Raw genomic sequence first — 15,539 nt, 5'->3', positions numbered from 1 at the left:
ATAACCTTGATCTGCCTCAAGTTTCGGCCCGTGTTTCGCGACGGTCTGCCGCAGCGCAGCACTCGGCATCGGAAAGCAGTCCTTTTAAAATTGGCATGTCAGGCGCAAAAGGATTAAAACAGCTTCACGGCCGTCATAAATCCGACGTAAAGTCGCCCCCAATCCGACGTAAATCGATTCAGGATAATCGCCTTGATCTCGATCAATAAAGAGCCTGCGCCGCCTCCCCCGCGGCCGGCCGGCACGATCGGCTGGCGTGCGCGCATCGCCGCATGGGCACGCGGCCCGACCCTCGCCCGCGACATCAGCCTGGTGCTGATCGTCAAGCTGATCCTCCTGATGTCGCTCAAATACGCATTCTTCAATCATCCGCAGGCCGAGCACATGTCGCTTCCGCCTGCCGCCGTCGCCGAGAAGCTGCTCTCGGTGCCGGCGCCTGCACCCACCGAGGGAGACCACCATGATAAGTAGCGAAGTCGTCGATCTGTCGCGTCTGCAGTTCGGCATCACGGCGCTCTACCACTTCCTGTTCGTGCCGCTGACGCTCGGCCTGTCCTGGCTGCTCGTCATCATGGAAGCCGTCTACGTGATGACCGGCAAACAGGTCTACAAGGACATGACCCAGTTCTGGGGCAAGCTGTTCGGGATCAACTTCGCGATGGGCGTGACGACCGGCATCACGCTCGAATTCCAGTTCGGCACGAACTGGTCGTACTACTCGCACTATGTCGGCGACATCTTCGGCGTGCCGCTCGCGGTCGAAGGCCTGATGGCGTTCTTCCTCGAATCGACGTTCGTCGGCCTGTTCTTCTTCGGCTGGAACCGCCTGTCGAAGGTCAAGCACCTGATGGTCACGTTCCTCGTCGCGCTGGGCTCGAACCTGTCCGCGCTGTGGATCCTCGTCGCGAACGGCTGGATGAACAACCCGGTCGGCGCCGAGTTCAACTACCAGACGATGCGCATGGAGCTGACGAACCTGTTCGACGTGCTGTTCAACCCGGTCGCGCAGGTGAAGTTCGTGCACACCGTGTCGGCCGGCTACGTGACGGCCGCGATGTTCGTGCTCGGCATCTCGTCGTGGTACCTGCTGAAGAAGCGCGACACCGACTTCGCGCTGCGCTCGTTCGCGGTCGCGGCCGGCTTCGGTCTCGCGTCGACGCTTTGCGTGATCGTGCTCGGCGACGAGTCGGGCTATACGACCGGCGAAGTGCAGAAGATGAAGCTCGCCGCGATCGAATCGGAATGGGAAACCCAGCCGGCGCCGGCCTCGTTCACGCTGATCGGCATCCCGAACCAGAAGGAAGAGCGCACCGACTACGCGATCAAGATCCCGTACGCGCTCGGCCTGATCGCGACGCGCTCGATCGACGAGCCGGTGATCGGCCTGCGCGAACTCGCGAAGCGCAGCGAGGAGCACATCCAGAGCGGGATGGTGGCGTACGGCGCATTGCAGAAGATCAAGGAAGGCGACACGAGCGATGCGACCCGCGCACTGTTCGACCAGCACAAGCAGTATCTCGGCTACGGGTTGATGCTCAAGCAGTTCACGCCGAACGTGGTCGATGCAACGCCGGAGCAGATCAAGGCCGCCGCGAAGAAGACGATCCCGCCGGTCGCGCCCGTGTTCTTCTCGTTCCGGATGATGGTGTTCCTCGGCATCCTGTTCCTCGCGACTTTCGTCGCCGCGTTCTGGCTCTGCGCGCGCCGGCAGCTGCTGCAGGACAACCGCCGCTGGTTCCTGCGTTATGCGGTGTGGGCGATCCCGCTGCCGTGGCTCGCCGCGGAATTCGGCTGGGTCGTCGCCGAGCTCGGCCGCCAGCCGTGGACGATCGCGGGCATCCTGCCGACGCATCTGTCCGCGTCCAGCCTGACGTCGACGGACCTGTACCTGAGCCTCGCCGGTTTCATCGCGTTCTACACCGCGCTGTTCGTCATCGAGATCAAGCTGATGTTCAAGTACGCGCGCCTCGGCCCGTCGTCGCTGCACACCGGCCGCTATCACCACGAACTCGCGGCCGCCAGCGAGCGCGCCACGGCCTGAGCACGCACCCGAAACGGAACAAGGAATCGCTATGGACTATGCAACTCTCAAGCTGATCTGGTGGCTGCTCGTCGGCGTGCTGCTGATCGGCTTCGCCGTCACCGACGGCTTCGACATGGGCGCGACCGCGCTGCTGCCGTTCCTCGGCAAGACCGACGAGGAACGCCGCATCATCGTCAACACCGTCGGTGCGACGTGGGAAGGCAACCAGGTGTGGCTGATCACGGCCGGCGGCGCGATGTTCGCGGCCTGGCCGCTCGTCTACGCGGCGTCGTTCTCCGGCTTCTACTTCGCGATGCTGCTCGTGCTGTTCGCGTTGTTCTTCCGGCCGGTGGGCTTCGACTACCGCAGCAAGCGCCCTGACCCGCGCTGGCGCGCGGGCTGGGACTGGGGCCTGTTCATCGGCGGTTTCGTGCCGGCGCTCGTGTTCGGCGTCGCGTTCGGCAACCTGCTGCAAGGCGTGCCGTTCAAGTTCGACAGCGACCTGCGCGTGACCTACTACGGCGGCTTCTGGGCGTTGCTGAACCCGTTCGCGCTGCTGTGCGGGCTCGTCAGCCTCACGATGCTCGTCGCGCACGGTGCGGCCTTCATCAAGATGAAGACGGAAGGCGTGATCGCGCGCCGCGCGTCGGTCGCGCTGCGCGTGGCGTCGTTCCTCGCGGTCGTGCTGTTCGTGCTGGCCGGCGTGCTGATCGCGTCGACCATCGGCGGCTTCCACATCACGCACGCCGCGCCGACCGATACGGTCGCGAACCCGCTGCTCAAGGACGTCGCCGCGGGCTCGGGCCTGTGGCTCGCGAACTACGGCGAATTCCCGTGGATGATCGCGGCGCCCGTCGTCGGGATCGCGGGCGGCCTGCTGGCGATGCTGCTCGCCGGCTCGAAGCAGGAGAAGACGGCCTTCTTCTGCACGGGGCTGATGATCGTCGGCGTGATCCTGACCGCCGGCTTCTCGATGTTCCCGTTCATCATGCCGTCGTCGCTCGACCCGAGGAGCAGCCTGACCGTGTGGGATTCGACGTCGAGCCACATGACGCTGCAGGTGATGCTGTTCGCGGTGATCGTGTTCCTGCCGCTCATCCTGCTCTACACGAGCTGGGTGTATCGCGTGATGCGCGGCAAGGTCACGCGCGAGGTGCTCGAAGAGAACAAGCATTCGATGTATTGAACCCGGCCGGGGCGCGCTGGCGCCCCGCCGCCCCCGTTTCGCAAGGAGTCGGATCATGTGGTATTTCAGCTGGATTCTCGGTATCGGCGTCGCGCTGTCGTTCGGCATCGTCAATGCGATGTGGCTCGAAGCACGGCAGAAGACGCAGGAAGCACGCGTAACCCGCAACTGACGCGTTCGGCCGATCGGCCGGCCGCCGCCCGGAAGGAACCTCGCCTCGCGCGAGGTTTTTTTTCGCTCCGGCAGGCCGGGCAAGCCGAACACGCCGATGCCAATTTAGCGCCAGATTGATACCACTTGAATACCAATAAAAGGTTTCATAAGATCTTTGGACACGGCCGCTGACAGGCCGAATCCATCTGGGTGGGGGAGACATGCGAATCCCGTATGCGGCGCGCGCGTGCGCGCCGTCTCGCCGTCGCCGCGCGGCGGCCGGTTGCGCTTCGTCCGCGACCTGCGCCGCCGCCGTCCGCGCCGCTCGCGCGCGCGCCTTTGTCATCGGGCGCGTCGCCACCGCGTCAGGGTCAGCGTCATCCGCGACCGCCATCGTGCCCGGCCGATGAGGACACGCACCCGCCCGCGCCGATCCGACCGGCACGCCTGCCCGCCACCCGTTCCGTAACGCACGCATCCGCGTGCCGACTGCGCGCAGGGCAGCCGCATCGCCCGCGCACATTGTTGTCCCCGCAGCTCCGTTGAAAGACCCGCCCGCAGCGACGTCGTCCCGTGACGCCGCTACGCCCCCTTTTTTCTCAGGAGTCCGCATGAGCCGAACCTTGTCCACCCTGTTTGCCGGCGTGCTGATCGCGGCACTGCCGCCGGTCGCGCTCGGCGCGCTGCCCGCGTCGAGCGCGGCGGTCGCGGCGGCCGGTGCCGTCCGTCCCCCCGTGCCGCCGGCCGATCTCGCGGCACGGCTGTCGAACGGCCTCGCGCTGCGCGTCGCCGTCGACAACAATCACGCGGCCTCGGCCGGCGTGCCGTGCGCCGACCTCGGCGCCGACGGCGCGGCCTGCGCGACGGGCCGCCTGATCCTGCAGAACCGCGGCCACCAGGCGATCGCCGACGGCGGCTGGAAGCTCTACCTGCACAGCATCCGCCGCCTGCTGCGAATCGATCGCCCCGGCTTCGCGCTGCGGCGGCTCACCGGCGACCTCTACGAACTGACACCGCAACCCGGCTCGGTGCGGCTTGCACCGGGCGAACGCATCGAACTGCCGTTCGTCGCCGAATACTGGCTGCTGCGCTACAGCGACGTGATCCCGCGTCCGTACGTGGTCGTCGAGGGCGCGCCGCCCGCCGTGCTCCGCTACGACGACACCGACGACGAGCTGCGCTACGTCGAATCGCTGCCGGCCGACGCGCAGAACAACTCGACGGGCAACGCGCCGCCCGTGGCCGCACGGCCCGACCCGAGCCGCGCGCTGCCGAGCGTGAAGCGCGAGCAGCCGCTGCCCGGCACGCTCGAGCTGCGCGGTGTCGAGCTCGCCCTGCCCGATCTGCCGGACGCGCAGGTCGCGGCGCTGCGCGAACGCGCGACGACGCTCGGGCTCGACGGCGCGCGCGTGCCGGTGCGGGGCGCCGTCGCGCCGCGCCGGCTGCCGGCCGACATCGCGACGCCGGGCGGCTACCGGCTCGCGATCGGGCCGCGCGGCGTGCTGATCGAGGGCTACGATCGCGCCGGGCTCTACTACGGCGTGCAGACGCTCTACTCGCTCGCACCGGCCGGCGGCGGCCCGATCCCGGCGATGCTCGTCGAGGATGCGCCGCGCTTCACGCATCGCGGGATGCACGTCGATCTCGCACGCAACTTCAAGCACCCGGCGACGCTGCGCCGCCTGATCGACCAGATGAGCGCGTACAAGCTCAATCGCCTGCACCTGCACCTGTCGGACGACGAAGGCTGGCGCATCGAGATTCCCGGCCTGCCCGAACTGACCGGGATCGGCTCGCGCCGCTGCCACGACCCGAGCGAGACGCGCTGCCTGCTGCCGCAGCTCGGCTCCGGCCCGGACAACCGCTCGGGCGGCGGCTACCTGACCCGCGACGACTACGTGGCGCTCGTGCGCTACGCGGCCGCGCATTTCGTCGAGATCGTCCCCGAGATCGACATGCCCGCGCATGCGCGCGCGGCCGTCGTGACGATGGAGGCACGTTACCGGCGGCTGCATGCGGCCGGGCGCGAGCAGGAAGCGAACGCATACCGGCTGCTCGATCCGCAGGACACGTCGAACCTGACGACGGTGCAGTTCTACGACCGCCGCAGCGACCTGAACCCGTGCGTGCCGGGCGCGCTCAATTTCGCATCGAAGGTAATCCGCGAGATCGCGGCGATGCATGCGGATGCGCAGGCGCCGCTGCACATCTGGCATTACGGCGGCGACGAGGCGAAGAACATCTTCCTCGGCGCGGGCTTCCAGCCGCTGAACGGCACCGATCCGAACAAGGGGCGCATCGATCTCGCCGCGCAGGACAAGCCGTGGGCGCGTTCGCCCGCATGCACGGCGTTGCTCCAGCGCGGCGAGATCAAGTCGATCGACGAACTGCCGACGCGTTTCGCTCAGCAGGTGAGCGCGGCGGTCGGCGCGAACGGGATCGACACGATGGCCGCGTGGCAGGACGGCATCAAGCATGCGAACGGGCCGCAGGACTTCAGCACGCGCCACGTGATGGTGTCGCTATGGGACACGATCTTCTGGGGGGCGTCGGACAGCGCGCGCGACCTGAGCGGCAAGGGCTATCTGACGGTGCTCGCGCTGCCCGACTACCTGTACTTCGACTTCCCGTACACGCTCAACCCGCGCGAGCGCGGCTACTACTGGGGCTCACACGCGACGGACGAGTACAAGGTGTTCTCGCTCGCACCGGAGAACCTGCCGCAGAACGCCGAAGTGATGGGCGACCGTGACGGCAACCCGTTCGAGGTCACGGGAACGGGCCCCGCGCCGCGCATCGAAGGCATGCAGGGGCAGGCATGGGGCGAGGTGATGCGCAACGACACCTTCCTCGAATACATGGCCTATCCGCGGCTGCTCGCGCTCGCCGAGCGCGCCTGGCACCGCGCCGACTGGGAGCTGCCGTATGCGGCCGGCGTGCGCTTCAAGCGCGGCGACACGCATCACGTCGACACGGCCGCGCTGCAGCGCGACTGGGCCGGTTTCGCGACGCTGCTCACGCAACGCGAGTTGCCGAAGCTCGACCGGGCTGGTGTCGGCTACCGGAAGCCGACCTTCACGTTGACGAATCCGTGATCGGCTGAACGCCCGGGCGACGCGCGATGCAAACACGTGCATCGCGCCATCGCCCGCACCAAAAAAAAACGGCTTGCGACGCAAGGATCGCAAGCCGTTTTCGTTTTGCCGGCCGAGCCGAATCCGCGTCGCGGATCGGGCCGGCCCGATCACATCAGGCCGGCTGCGCGGCCGCTCCGCTGCCCGACGGCGGCAGGCGCGCGCCGAGCTGTTCGGCATAACGTGCCGCCGCATTGCCGCAGACGATGTGGAACGTGTCGAGCGACACCCACGCGACGTCGAGCGCACCGAGACGATCGCGATCGACCGCCGACGGATCGCGCACGACCACACGCAGGCGCGTGGTCGCGACCGCGTCGAGCGACACGACGTTGGTCGCGCCGCCGAACACCGCGAGCCAGCGCGCCGGCTCCGGATCGAGCGGACCGGCGGCCGCCCCCGTGACGGGCTGCGCCGCGGCGGCCGTCGCCGTCGACGCGGCACCGGTCGCGCCGCTGCCGATCGCGGCACGCATCTCGTCGGCAATGATGTCCGCCTCGGGCCCGATGATCACCTGCACGCTGTTGCCGCCGCGCTTGAGCACGCCGCGCGCGCCGATCGACTTCAGTTCCGGCTCCGAGACCTTCTCCGGATCGACGACGGTCAGGCGCAGGCGCGTCGTGCATGCGTCGACGACCGACAGGTTGCCGGCCCCGCCGAGCGCGGCAATGTAGCGCTGCGCGCGCGGCGCGGCCGCAGCGGCGCCCGCCGCCGGCGCGACGAAGCCGCCCGATGCGTACGATTCCGCGGCCGCGTCGGCCGATGCGGGCTCACGGCCCGGCGTGGCCATGTTGAACTTGCGGATGAAGAAGCGGAACAGCCCGTAATACGCGGCGCCGTACGCGATGCCGAGCGGGATCGCGATCCAGCCCTTCGTCGACAGCCCGTAGTTCAGCACGTAGTCGATCGCGCCGGCCGAGAACGTGAAACCGAGCTTCACGCCGAGGATCTGGCAGATCGCGAGCGACAACCCCGTCAGCACCGCGTGGATCACGTACAGCACCGGTGCGAGGAACATGAAGCTGAATTCGATCGGCTCGGTCACGCCGGTCAGGAACGACGTGAGCGCCATCGAGAACAGCAGGCCGCCGACCATCGCGCGGCGCTCCTTCGGTGCCTCGTGCAGCATCGCGAGACACGCGGCCGGCAGGCCGAACATCATGATCGGGAAGAAGCCGGCCATGAAGGTGCCCGCGGTCGGATCGCCCGCGAAGAAGCGGTGCAGGTCGCCGTGCACGATCTCGCCGCCGGCGGGCGGCGTGAAGTTGCCGAACACGAACCACGCAAGCGAGTTGATGATGTGGTGCAGGCCCGTGACGAGCAGCAGGCGGTTCAGGAAGCCGAACACGAACGCACCGATCGCGCCCGCCGTCGTCAGCCACTGGCCGGCCGCGTCGATCGCATGCTGGACCGGCTGCCACACGTACCCGAACGCGATGCCGAGTACCACGCACACCAGCCCCGTGATGATCGGCACGAACCGCTTGCCGCCGAAGAACGCGAGGTAGTCCGGCAGCTTGATGTCCTTGTAGCGGTTGTACAGCAGGCCCGCGACGACACCCGCGATGATCCCGGACAGCACGCCCATGTTCAGCTTGGGATCGATGTCCTTCATGATCGCGGTTTCGATCAGGTAGCCGATCGCGCCCGCGAGTGCCGCCACGCCGTTGTTGTCTTTCGCGAAACCGACCGCCACGCCGATCGCGAACAGCAGCGGCAGGTTGTCGAAGATCGCGCCGCCGGCGTCGGCGATCATCTTGATGTTGAACACGTCCGGCTGGCCGAGTCGCAGCAGGATGCCGGCGACCGGCAATACCGCGATCGGCAGCATCAGCGCCCGGCCCAGGCCCTGTATTTTCAGAAACGGATTCCCGTTCATTCAGTCCTCCAATCCTTGTCTCGTCGTTAAGCGTCGTTAATCGTCGTTGAGCTGATTGCCTTCGTCGTAATACGGGTCGCGAACCTGCCGTCGACGCTCAGTCGAGCGGCCAGACCTCGCGACTTGCTGCCCTTACCGCCTGTGCCGAGTCGAGCGCGAGCAGATCCTGCGCGCGCTGACGGCACAACTGGTAATCGAGACGGCGCACACGCGCCTTGATGCCCGGCACCGATACGGGGTCGACCGACAGCTCGGTCACGCCGAGGCCCACCAGGATCGGCACCGCGAGCGGATCGCCGCCGAGCGCGCCGCACACGCCGACCCACTTGCCGTGCTTCGCGGCACCGCGCACCGCGATGTCGATCAGGCGCAGCACGGCCGGATGCAGGCCGTCGGACTGCGCGGCCAGATCGGCCTGGCAGCGGTCCATCGCGAGCGTGTACTGCGTCAGGTCGTTGGTGCCGATCGACAGGAAATCCGCGTGCTGCGCGAGCTGGTCGGCCAGCAGCGCGGCCGACGGCACCTCGATCATCACGCCGACCTCGACCGGCTCGGTGCGGCCCTGGGCGCGCGCGAATTCGTCGATGCGCTTTTTCAGGCGCACGAGCTCGCCCGCGTCGGTCACCATCGGCAGCAGGATGCGCACCGCGCCGAACGGCTTCACCGCGAGCAGGCCCTGCAACTGATCGTCGAGCAGGTCGGGGCGCACCTGCGCGAGACGGATGCCGCGCAGGCCGAGCGCCGGGTTCGGTTCGGGCGGCAGCGTCAGGTAATCGACTTCCTTGTCGGCGCCGACGTCGAGCGTGCGGATGATCGCCGTGCGGCCCTGCAGCGCGTCGACGATCGACTGGTAGCTCTGCTGGTGCTCGACGACCGTCGGCGCGGCCTGGCGATGGATGAACATCAGCTCGGTACGCAGCAGGCCGACCGCGTCGGCGCCGTTGTCGACCGCGGTGTTCGCGTCGTCGAGCGTCGCGATGTTCGCGGCGACCTCGATCGCGCGGCCGTCGACGGTGGCGGCCGCAGCCCCCGCCAGCTTCCGGTTCGCCTCGCGCACGCCGTCCAGGCGCTGGCGCTCGTGCCGCGCGCGCTCGACGTCGAGCGCGGTCGGGGCATGTTCGAGCCGGCCCGCGCTCGCATCGACGACGACCTGCGTGCCGTCCGGGATCGCGTACAGCGCATCGCCGACCGCCACCAGCGCCGGAATGCCGAGCTGGCGCGCGATGATCGCCGCGTGCGACGTCGCGCCGCCGCGCGCCATCACGAGCGCGGTCACGCGCCGGCGATCGAGCGACGACAGGTCGGACGGCGTGAATTCCTCGGCCGCGAGCACCGCTTCGTCGGGCAGCGCACGCGCGGCACCGTTCGCATGACCGAGCGCGCGCAGCACGCGCTTCTCGATGTCGCGCAGGTCGGCCGCGCGTTCGGCGAGCAGCGCGTCGTCGAGCTTCGACAGCGTGTCGATCTGCGTGCGGATCGTCGCGCGCCATGCAAAGCCCGCGCTCTTGCCGAGACTGATCAGGTCGCGCGCCGCGTCGATCAGCGTCGGGTCTTCCAGCAGCACGCGGTGCACCGCGAAGATGCCCGCTTCACCGACCGCGCCGCGCGCCGATGCGTTGCGCACCGTTTCGTCGAGTTCGGCGTCGACGGCCTTCAGCGCCTGGTCGAGCTGGCGGCTCTCCGACGCGGGTGTGCCAGCGGCCTGCTCGGGCGGCACGATCTCCGCATCGTCGAGGCGCACCAGCGTGCCGACCGCGATGCCGGGTGCCGCGCACACGCCCGCGAGTGTGTTCGGGTCGATTGGCGCGCCGACGTTGCGCGCAACCGTCTGCGGCGCGGGCGACCTCAGCCGTGCCGGCTTTTCCTCGACTTCGCCGTGTGCTTCGCGCAGCAGCTCGTGCTCGACCGCATCGACGGCCTGCTGCGCGTGCGCGCCACGGCCGACCAGTTCGACCGTCGCGCCTTCGCCGGCACCAAGGCCAAGCAGGCCGACGACGCTCGCGATCGACGCCTTGCGGCCGTCGAACAGCACGTCGACGGTCGCGTCGAACCCGCGCACGGCTTCGCGCGCCCGCGCGGCCGGCCGTGCGTGCAGGCCACCCGGCTGGGCCAGCACGATTTCACGGCGCACTTCGTGATGCGCCGCTGCGCCGGTTTGTGCCGCCTGCGCAGCCGCTTCGCCCTTGCCGCGCAGCGCGAGCAGCGGCGTCTTGCCGGCCGTCGCGAAGCCGCTGGCACGATCGACGACCTCGAACGCATCCGAGTTCGCGATCGCGATCACCGACACGAGCGAATGCGCGCTGCGCGCCACCGCGTCCTGGTCGAACTCGATCAGCAGCGCGCCCGCCTCGACACGCGCGCCGGCCTCGACGTGCGCGGTGAAGCCCTGCCCGTTCAGCTCGACGGTGTCGATGCCGATGTGCAGCAACACTTCCGCGCCTTGCGGCGTCGTGATCGTCACCGCGTGGCCGGTGCGCGCGAGATGCGACACGACGCCCGCGCACGGCGCGACGAGCTGGCCCGCGAGCGGGTCGATGCCGATGCCGTCGCCGAACATCCCGCCGGAGAACACCGGATCGGGCACGTCGGCCAGCGCGACGATCGGCCCGGTCAAGGGACTGAGCAGGACGATCTGATCATGGGTGGAACTCTTCAACTGGGACTCCTCGGCGCGTCTCATCGGCTGTCTCGGCTATCAGTGCGTTTCGGTGACTTTGTTCAGGTGGCGCGGCGTGTCGGGGTTGCGGCCGCGCGCGACGGCGAGATCCGCCGCCATCACGTAGAACGAAAGAATGGCGGCGATCGGGTCGAGCGCCGAATGGGCAGACTGCGCGAGCGGCAAGGTCGCGCCGGGCGTGCCGGCGGGCGCCGCGAGCAGCACCGCGGCGCCGCGTGCGCGCATGTCTTGCGCGAGCTGCAGCAGGCCGGCCTGCTCGGGCCCCGGCGGGGCGAACACGAGCAGCGGATAATCGCGGTCGATCAGCTCCATCGGGCCGTGACGGACTTCGGCGCTCGAGAACGCCTCGGCCTGGATACCGGAGGTTTCCTTCAGCTTCAGCGCGGCTTCCTGCGCGATCGCGAGGCCCAGGCCGCGGCCGATCACGATCATCCGCTCGACCCCCGCCAGCGCGGCGACGGCCTGCGACCAGTCGAGCCGGCCGGCCTGCGCGAGCACGTCGGGCAGGCCGCGCAATGCGGTCATCAGCGCGGCGTCGCGCTGCCAGTACGCGACGATCTGCGCGGACAGCGACAGCATCGCGATATAGCTCTTCGTCGCGGCGACCGACAATTCGGGGCCGGCGAGCAGCGGCAGCTGGTGCTCGCACGCGTCGGCGAGCGGCGACGGCAGCACGTTCACGGCCGCGACGGTGCGCGCGCCGGCTTCGCGCAGCGCGGCCATCGTGTTGACGAGATCGGGGCTCTTGCCCGACTGGGAGAAGGCGATCGCGAGCTGGTCCTGCACCTTCAGCGGCGCCTGCTGCAGCGTGGCAACCGACATCGGCAGCGACGCGACCGGCACGCCGAGGCGGCTCATCGTCAGGCTCGCGAAATAGCTCGCGGCGTGATCCGAGCTGCCGCGCGCGACCGTCAGCGCGACGGCCGGCGGGTGATCGAGCAATTGGCCGGCGAGCGCTTCGACGCGCGTGGTGTCGGCGATCTGCGCGGCGACGACCTGGGCGGACTCGCGCGCTTCCTTAAGCATATTCGACAATCGATTCTCCTTCGACGTAGGTCGCGGTGAGGTTCAGGTCGCGATCGAACACCGCGAGGTCGGCCCATGCGCCGCGCTCGAGGCGGCCGCGATCGGCAATGCCGAGGTAGTCGGCCGCATAGCGCGACATCCGGTTCGACACATCGGCGATCGGCAGGCCGAGCGACACGAGGTTGCGCAGCGCCTGGTCCATCGTCAGCGTGCTGCCGGCGAGCGTGCCGTCGGCGAGACGCACGCCGCCGAGGCACTTCGTCACGTGCTGGCTGCCGAGCCGGTATTCGCCGTCGGGCATGCCCGTCGCGGACGTGCTGTCGGTCACGACGTACAGGCGCGGGATCGCGCGCAGCGCCGCACGAATCGCGCCCGGGTGCACGTGCAGCAGATCGGGAATGATTTCCGCGTATTCGGCATGAGCAAGCGCCGCGCCCACCAGGCCGGGGTTGCGGTGATGCAGCGGCGACATCGCGTTGAACAGGTGCGTGAAGCCGCACGCGCCGTGCTTGAGCGCGGCCACCGCGTCGTCGTAGGTCGCGAGCGAATGGCCGAGCTGCACGCGCACGCCGCGCGCGGCCATCTCGCCGATGATCTCGATGTGGCCGGCGATTTCCGGCGCGAGCGTGACGACGCGGATCGGCGCGATCGACAGGTACTTCAGCACTTCGTCGAGCACGGCCGAGACGGCCGCGTCGGGCTGCGCGCCGAGCTTGCCGGGGTTGATGTACGGGCCTTCGAGGTGCACGCCGAGCACGCGCGCGCCGCCCGGCGTGCGGGTACGCGCGACGCTGCCGAGATTGCCGACGACTTTCATCAGTTCGTCGCGCGGCGCGGTCATCGTCGTCGCGAGCAGGCTCGTCGTGCCGAATTGCGCGTGCGTGCGGGCGATCGTCTCGATCGCGTCGCCGCCTTCCATCACGTCGGCGCCGCCGCCGCCGTGCACGTGCAGGTCGATGAAGCCGGGCAGGATGTAAGGCGCGTCGTTCTTCGCGGGATCGACGGGCGTGCCGTCGAGTGTCGTGATGCGGCCGTTCTCGCTATCGAGCGAACCGTGAATCCAGCCGTCGGGGGTAAGGATGTTTCCAGTCAGCATGACGTTCTCTTGATGATCTGGTGACGCGGGTATCCGCGTCGTGATTTGCAATTCCGTGTCGTTGCTTCACGGCTGTCGCGCGCGGGCGAGTCTCGCGCGTCAGCGTTTCAGTTCGGCGACGAAGTCGTAGTAATCGTCGCGGCAATACGTTTCGCTCACTTCGATCGCGCGCTGGTCGGCACCGTAGCCGATCCGCGTGATCACCAGCAGCGCCGAGCCCGGCTTCACCGCCATCCATTTCGCGATCGCGTGGGTCGCGTTCGCCGCGCGAAAGTGCTGCAGCGCGCGCACGACAGTCATCCCGCGCGCGTCGAGGTATTCGTACAGCGACGCACCGAGCGCCTGCGGATCGGGCACCACCGCGGCCGGCAGCGTCGAGTGCTCGACCGCCATCACGATGCCGTCCGCGCGGCGCAGCCGTTCGAGCCGCGCCACCGTCGCGCCGGGGGCGAGGCCGAGATGCGTGATCTCGTCGCGGCTCGCGGCGCGCAGCGTGCGCGACAGCCACACCGAATCGGGCACGAAGCCGCGCTGCTTCATCTTCGCGGTGAAGCCGACGAGACGCGACAGCGGATCGGCGACGCGCGGCGTGATGAAGCTGCCCGCCCCGCGCGCCCGCTTGATCAGCCCCTGCTCGACCAGCAGCGCGAGTGCGCGACGGGCCGTGATCCGCGATACACCGACCGACACCGACAGCAGCCGCTCCGACGGCAGCGCCTCGCCGGCCCGCCACGCGCCGGCGTGGATCGCGCTCGCCAGGTTGCGGGCGAGCTGCAGATAGAGCGGCGTATCGCTGAGGGGATCGGGCGCCAGTTCGGACCAGCCGGTTTCCATGTGCCTCCGGGTGTCGGACGACGACCTCGGGCCGTCGAAAGTGAGGGCATTATATAACCACAATAATACCAGTCAACGAACTGGTATTAGCGACACGGAAATCGCCGAAAGCCTTGCCCGGCAAGCGTTTTAGTAGCGAGAAAGCCTTTGTTTACAACGCGATGCGGGATAGGGATTTACCCGGATTGGTATGCAAGGGGACAGTTCAAGCGCCGGGCTTGCCGGGTTTGGAGGGATGGAAACGATACCGGAATAGAACCAGTTTGGCCGACTGGTATGCATCGGCGTCGGGGTGCCGGTACGACGGGGACACGTGGACCGGCCGGCACCGGAAAGGCCGCGGGCACACACCATGCAATCGCGGACGGGACGAACGTTTACCGCAGCCGACTCTCGCGCGGTCGTCCGCCGGCTCGAGATCCGCATCCGGCACGACCGTGATGCCCGAAGGCCCTGCCCTACTCGACCGTCCTTTTCCACGAGCGGAACAGATCCAGCAGCGCACGGCATGGCGTCGACGTCGCCCCGCCCCGTCGCCACACCGCGCCGACGTCCATCGTCGGCACGGTCACGCTGAGATTGCGGCGGCTGATCCGGTTGCCTTCCAGGGACCAGGGCCGGTACACGAGGTCCGAGAGGATGGTCACCCCGTGCCCGAGCGCGACGAGGCTTCTCACGGCCTCGATCGACTTGCTCTGCATCCAGACGTTCGGCGTGATCCCGTAGCTTCCCCAATACTTGCCGACGGTTCGCAGGTGCTCGTCCATGTCCAGCAGCAGATAGTTCTCGCGCGCGACGTCTTCGAGGGTGACGCGACGGGCGTCCTGCAGCGGATGATCCGGATGGGTCCACAACCGGCGCGGCGAACGAAGAATCGTCTCGTATTTCAGGTCGTCGACTTCCGCGGTGTTCGACACCAGCAGCAGCGCAATATCGAGGCGATCGTCGGCCAGCATCTCCTCGATTGCTTCGCGTTCGTTTTCGACGATGCTCACGCCCAGGTTGCCGAACCGCCGCGAAATGGCGGACATCAGCGACGGCATCAGATACGCCGAGATGGTTTCGGTCATCCCGATACGGACATGCCCCGAGATCTGCTCGGGGTCCTCCTGCGCGGCTGAAACGGCGCGGTCGATGGACATCGTCGCGTGCTGCACATGACGCAGGAATCGCTCGCCGGCCGGCGTCAGGCGGACGCCTTTCGCATGACGCAGAAGCAGCGTGACGCCGACCGAATCCTCGAGTTTCCTCAATGCGATCGTCATCGACGATTGAGACACCGAACAGAGATTGGCCGACTTCGAAATTTGCCCCGTATCGGCAACGGAGACGAAGTATTCGATCTGGCGCAGGGTGATGTGCGTGTTCACGGGAAAGGATCCGGGAAGTCCGGGCAGCGCAGGATCAGCGTTGCCCCGAGGGGGCGGACGGTACATCGGATCGACGGCCGAGGTATTGATTCAATATATATCGGACCATCGAAAGGATGAATTTGTCATGGCTGCCTCCGCTTCCTAGCATAGTCGCAAAC

11 protein-coding genes are annotated in these 15,539 nt (G+C 68.1%); 5 read left to right on the top strand and 6 right to left on the bottom strand.

Annotated features, from left to right (window positions below):
• Positions 1 to 186 precede the first annotated feature (186 nt).
• From cydP to ABIC51_RS22950, 5 genes are all read left to right on the top strand, one after another.
• Positions 187 to 471 carry a cytochrome oxidase putative small subunit CydP gene (cydP, locus tag ABIC51_RS22970; protein ID WP_027789087.1) on the top strand — a complete coding sequence of 95 codons (285 nt, stop codon included), beginning with the start codon at positions 187 to 189 and terminating at the stop codon, positions 469 to 471.
• Positions 461 to 2,041 carry a cytochrome ubiquinol oxidase subunit I gene (locus ABIC51_RS22965; RefSeq protein WP_175852426.1) on the top strand — a complete coding sequence of 527 codons (1,581 nt, stop codon included), beginning with the start codon at positions 461 to 463 and terminating at the stop codon, positions 2,039 to 2,041. The genes cydP and ABIC51_RS22965 overlap by 11 nt, the downstream gene beginning before the upstream one ends.
• 31 nt (positions 2,042 to 2,072) lie before the next feature.
• Positions 2,073 to 3,209 (top strand): cytochrome d ubiquinol oxidase subunit II, encoded by a 1,137-nt coding sequence (gene cydB / locus ABIC51_RS22960; protein ID WP_060316577.1) that lies wholly within the window; start codon positions 2,073 to 2,075, stop codon positions 3,207 to 3,209.
• A 55-nt stretch (positions 3,210 to 3,264) separates the two neighbouring features.
• A complete protein-coding gene (gene cydX, locus ABIC51_RS22955; protein ID WP_021163033.1) occupies positions 3,265 to 3,381 on the top strand; it encodes a cytochrome bd-I oxidase subunit CydX in 117 nt (38 codons plus the stop codon).
• A gap of 592 nt (positions 3,382 to 3,973) precedes the next feature.
• Complete coding sequence (locus tag ABIC51_RS22950) at positions 3,974 to 6,457, top strand: beta-N-acetylhexosaminidase (RefSeq protein WP_146253659.1); 2,484 nt, start codon at positions 3,974 to 3,976, stop codon at positions 6,455 to 6,457.
• Between the two features lie 154 nt (positions 6,458 to 6,611).
• Here the strand turns inward: ABIC51_RS22950 and nagE are convergent, their stop codons facing one another.
• From nagE to ABIC51_RS22920, 6 genes are all read right to left on the bottom strand, one after another.
• Positions 6,612 to 8,375 (bottom strand): N-acetylglucosamine-specific PTS transporter subunit IIBC, encoded by a 1,764-nt coding sequence (gene nagE, locus ABIC51_RS22945; RefSeq protein WP_027789083.1) that lies wholly within the window; start codon positions 8,373 to 8,375, stop codon positions 6,612 to 6,614.
• A gap of 97 nt (positions 8,376 to 8,472) precedes the next feature.
• The gene (gene ptsP, locus ABIC51_RS22940; RefSeq protein WP_060359690.1) at positions 8,473 to 11,055 is read right to left on the bottom strand and encodes a phosphoenolpyruvate--protein phosphotransferase; all 2,583 of its coding nucleotides are present in this window, start codon (positions 11,053 to 11,055) and stop codon (positions 8,473 to 8,475) included.
• 15 nt (positions 11,056 to 11,070) lie between these two features.
• A complete protein-coding gene (locus ABIC51_RS22935) occupies positions 11,071 to 12,078 on the bottom strand; it encodes an SIS domain-containing protein (protein WP_027789081.1) in 1,008 nt (335 codons plus the stop codon).
• The gene (gene nagA, locus ABIC51_RS22930; protein ID WP_059695054.1) at positions 12,071 to 13,174 is read right to left on the bottom strand and encodes an N-acetylglucosamine-6-phosphate deacetylase; all 1,104 of its coding nucleotides are present in this window, start codon (positions 13,172 to 13,174) and stop codon (positions 12,071 to 12,073) included. The genes ABIC51_RS22935 and nagA overlap by 8 nt, the downstream gene beginning before the upstream one ends.
• Before the next feature lie 99 nt (positions 13,175 to 13,273).
• Entirely contained in the window at positions 13,274 to 14,008 is a 735-nt protein-coding gene (locus ABIC51_RS22925; RefSeq protein WP_027789079.1) for a GntR family transcriptional regulator, read from the bottom strand.
• Between the two features lie 458 nt (positions 14,009 to 14,466).
• Positions 14,467 to 15,378: a LysR family transcriptional regulator gene (locus ABIC51_RS22920; RefSeq protein ID WP_136471186.1), complete on the bottom strand. Its 912-nt coding sequence runs from the start codon at positions 15,376 to 15,378 to the stop codon at positions 14,467 to 14,469.
• Positions 15,379 to 15,539 lie beyond the last annotated feature (161 nt).

Source organism: Burkholderia sp. 572 (genome assembly GCF_040545135.1).
In the GTDB taxonomy this organism is placed as follows: Bacteria; Pseudomonadota; Gammaproteobacteria; order Burkholderiales; family Burkholderiaceae; genus Burkholderia; species Burkholderia cepacia.
Note: the sequence above shows the minus strand (reverse complement) of the source record. Positions and strands in the feature narration are given on the sequence as shown.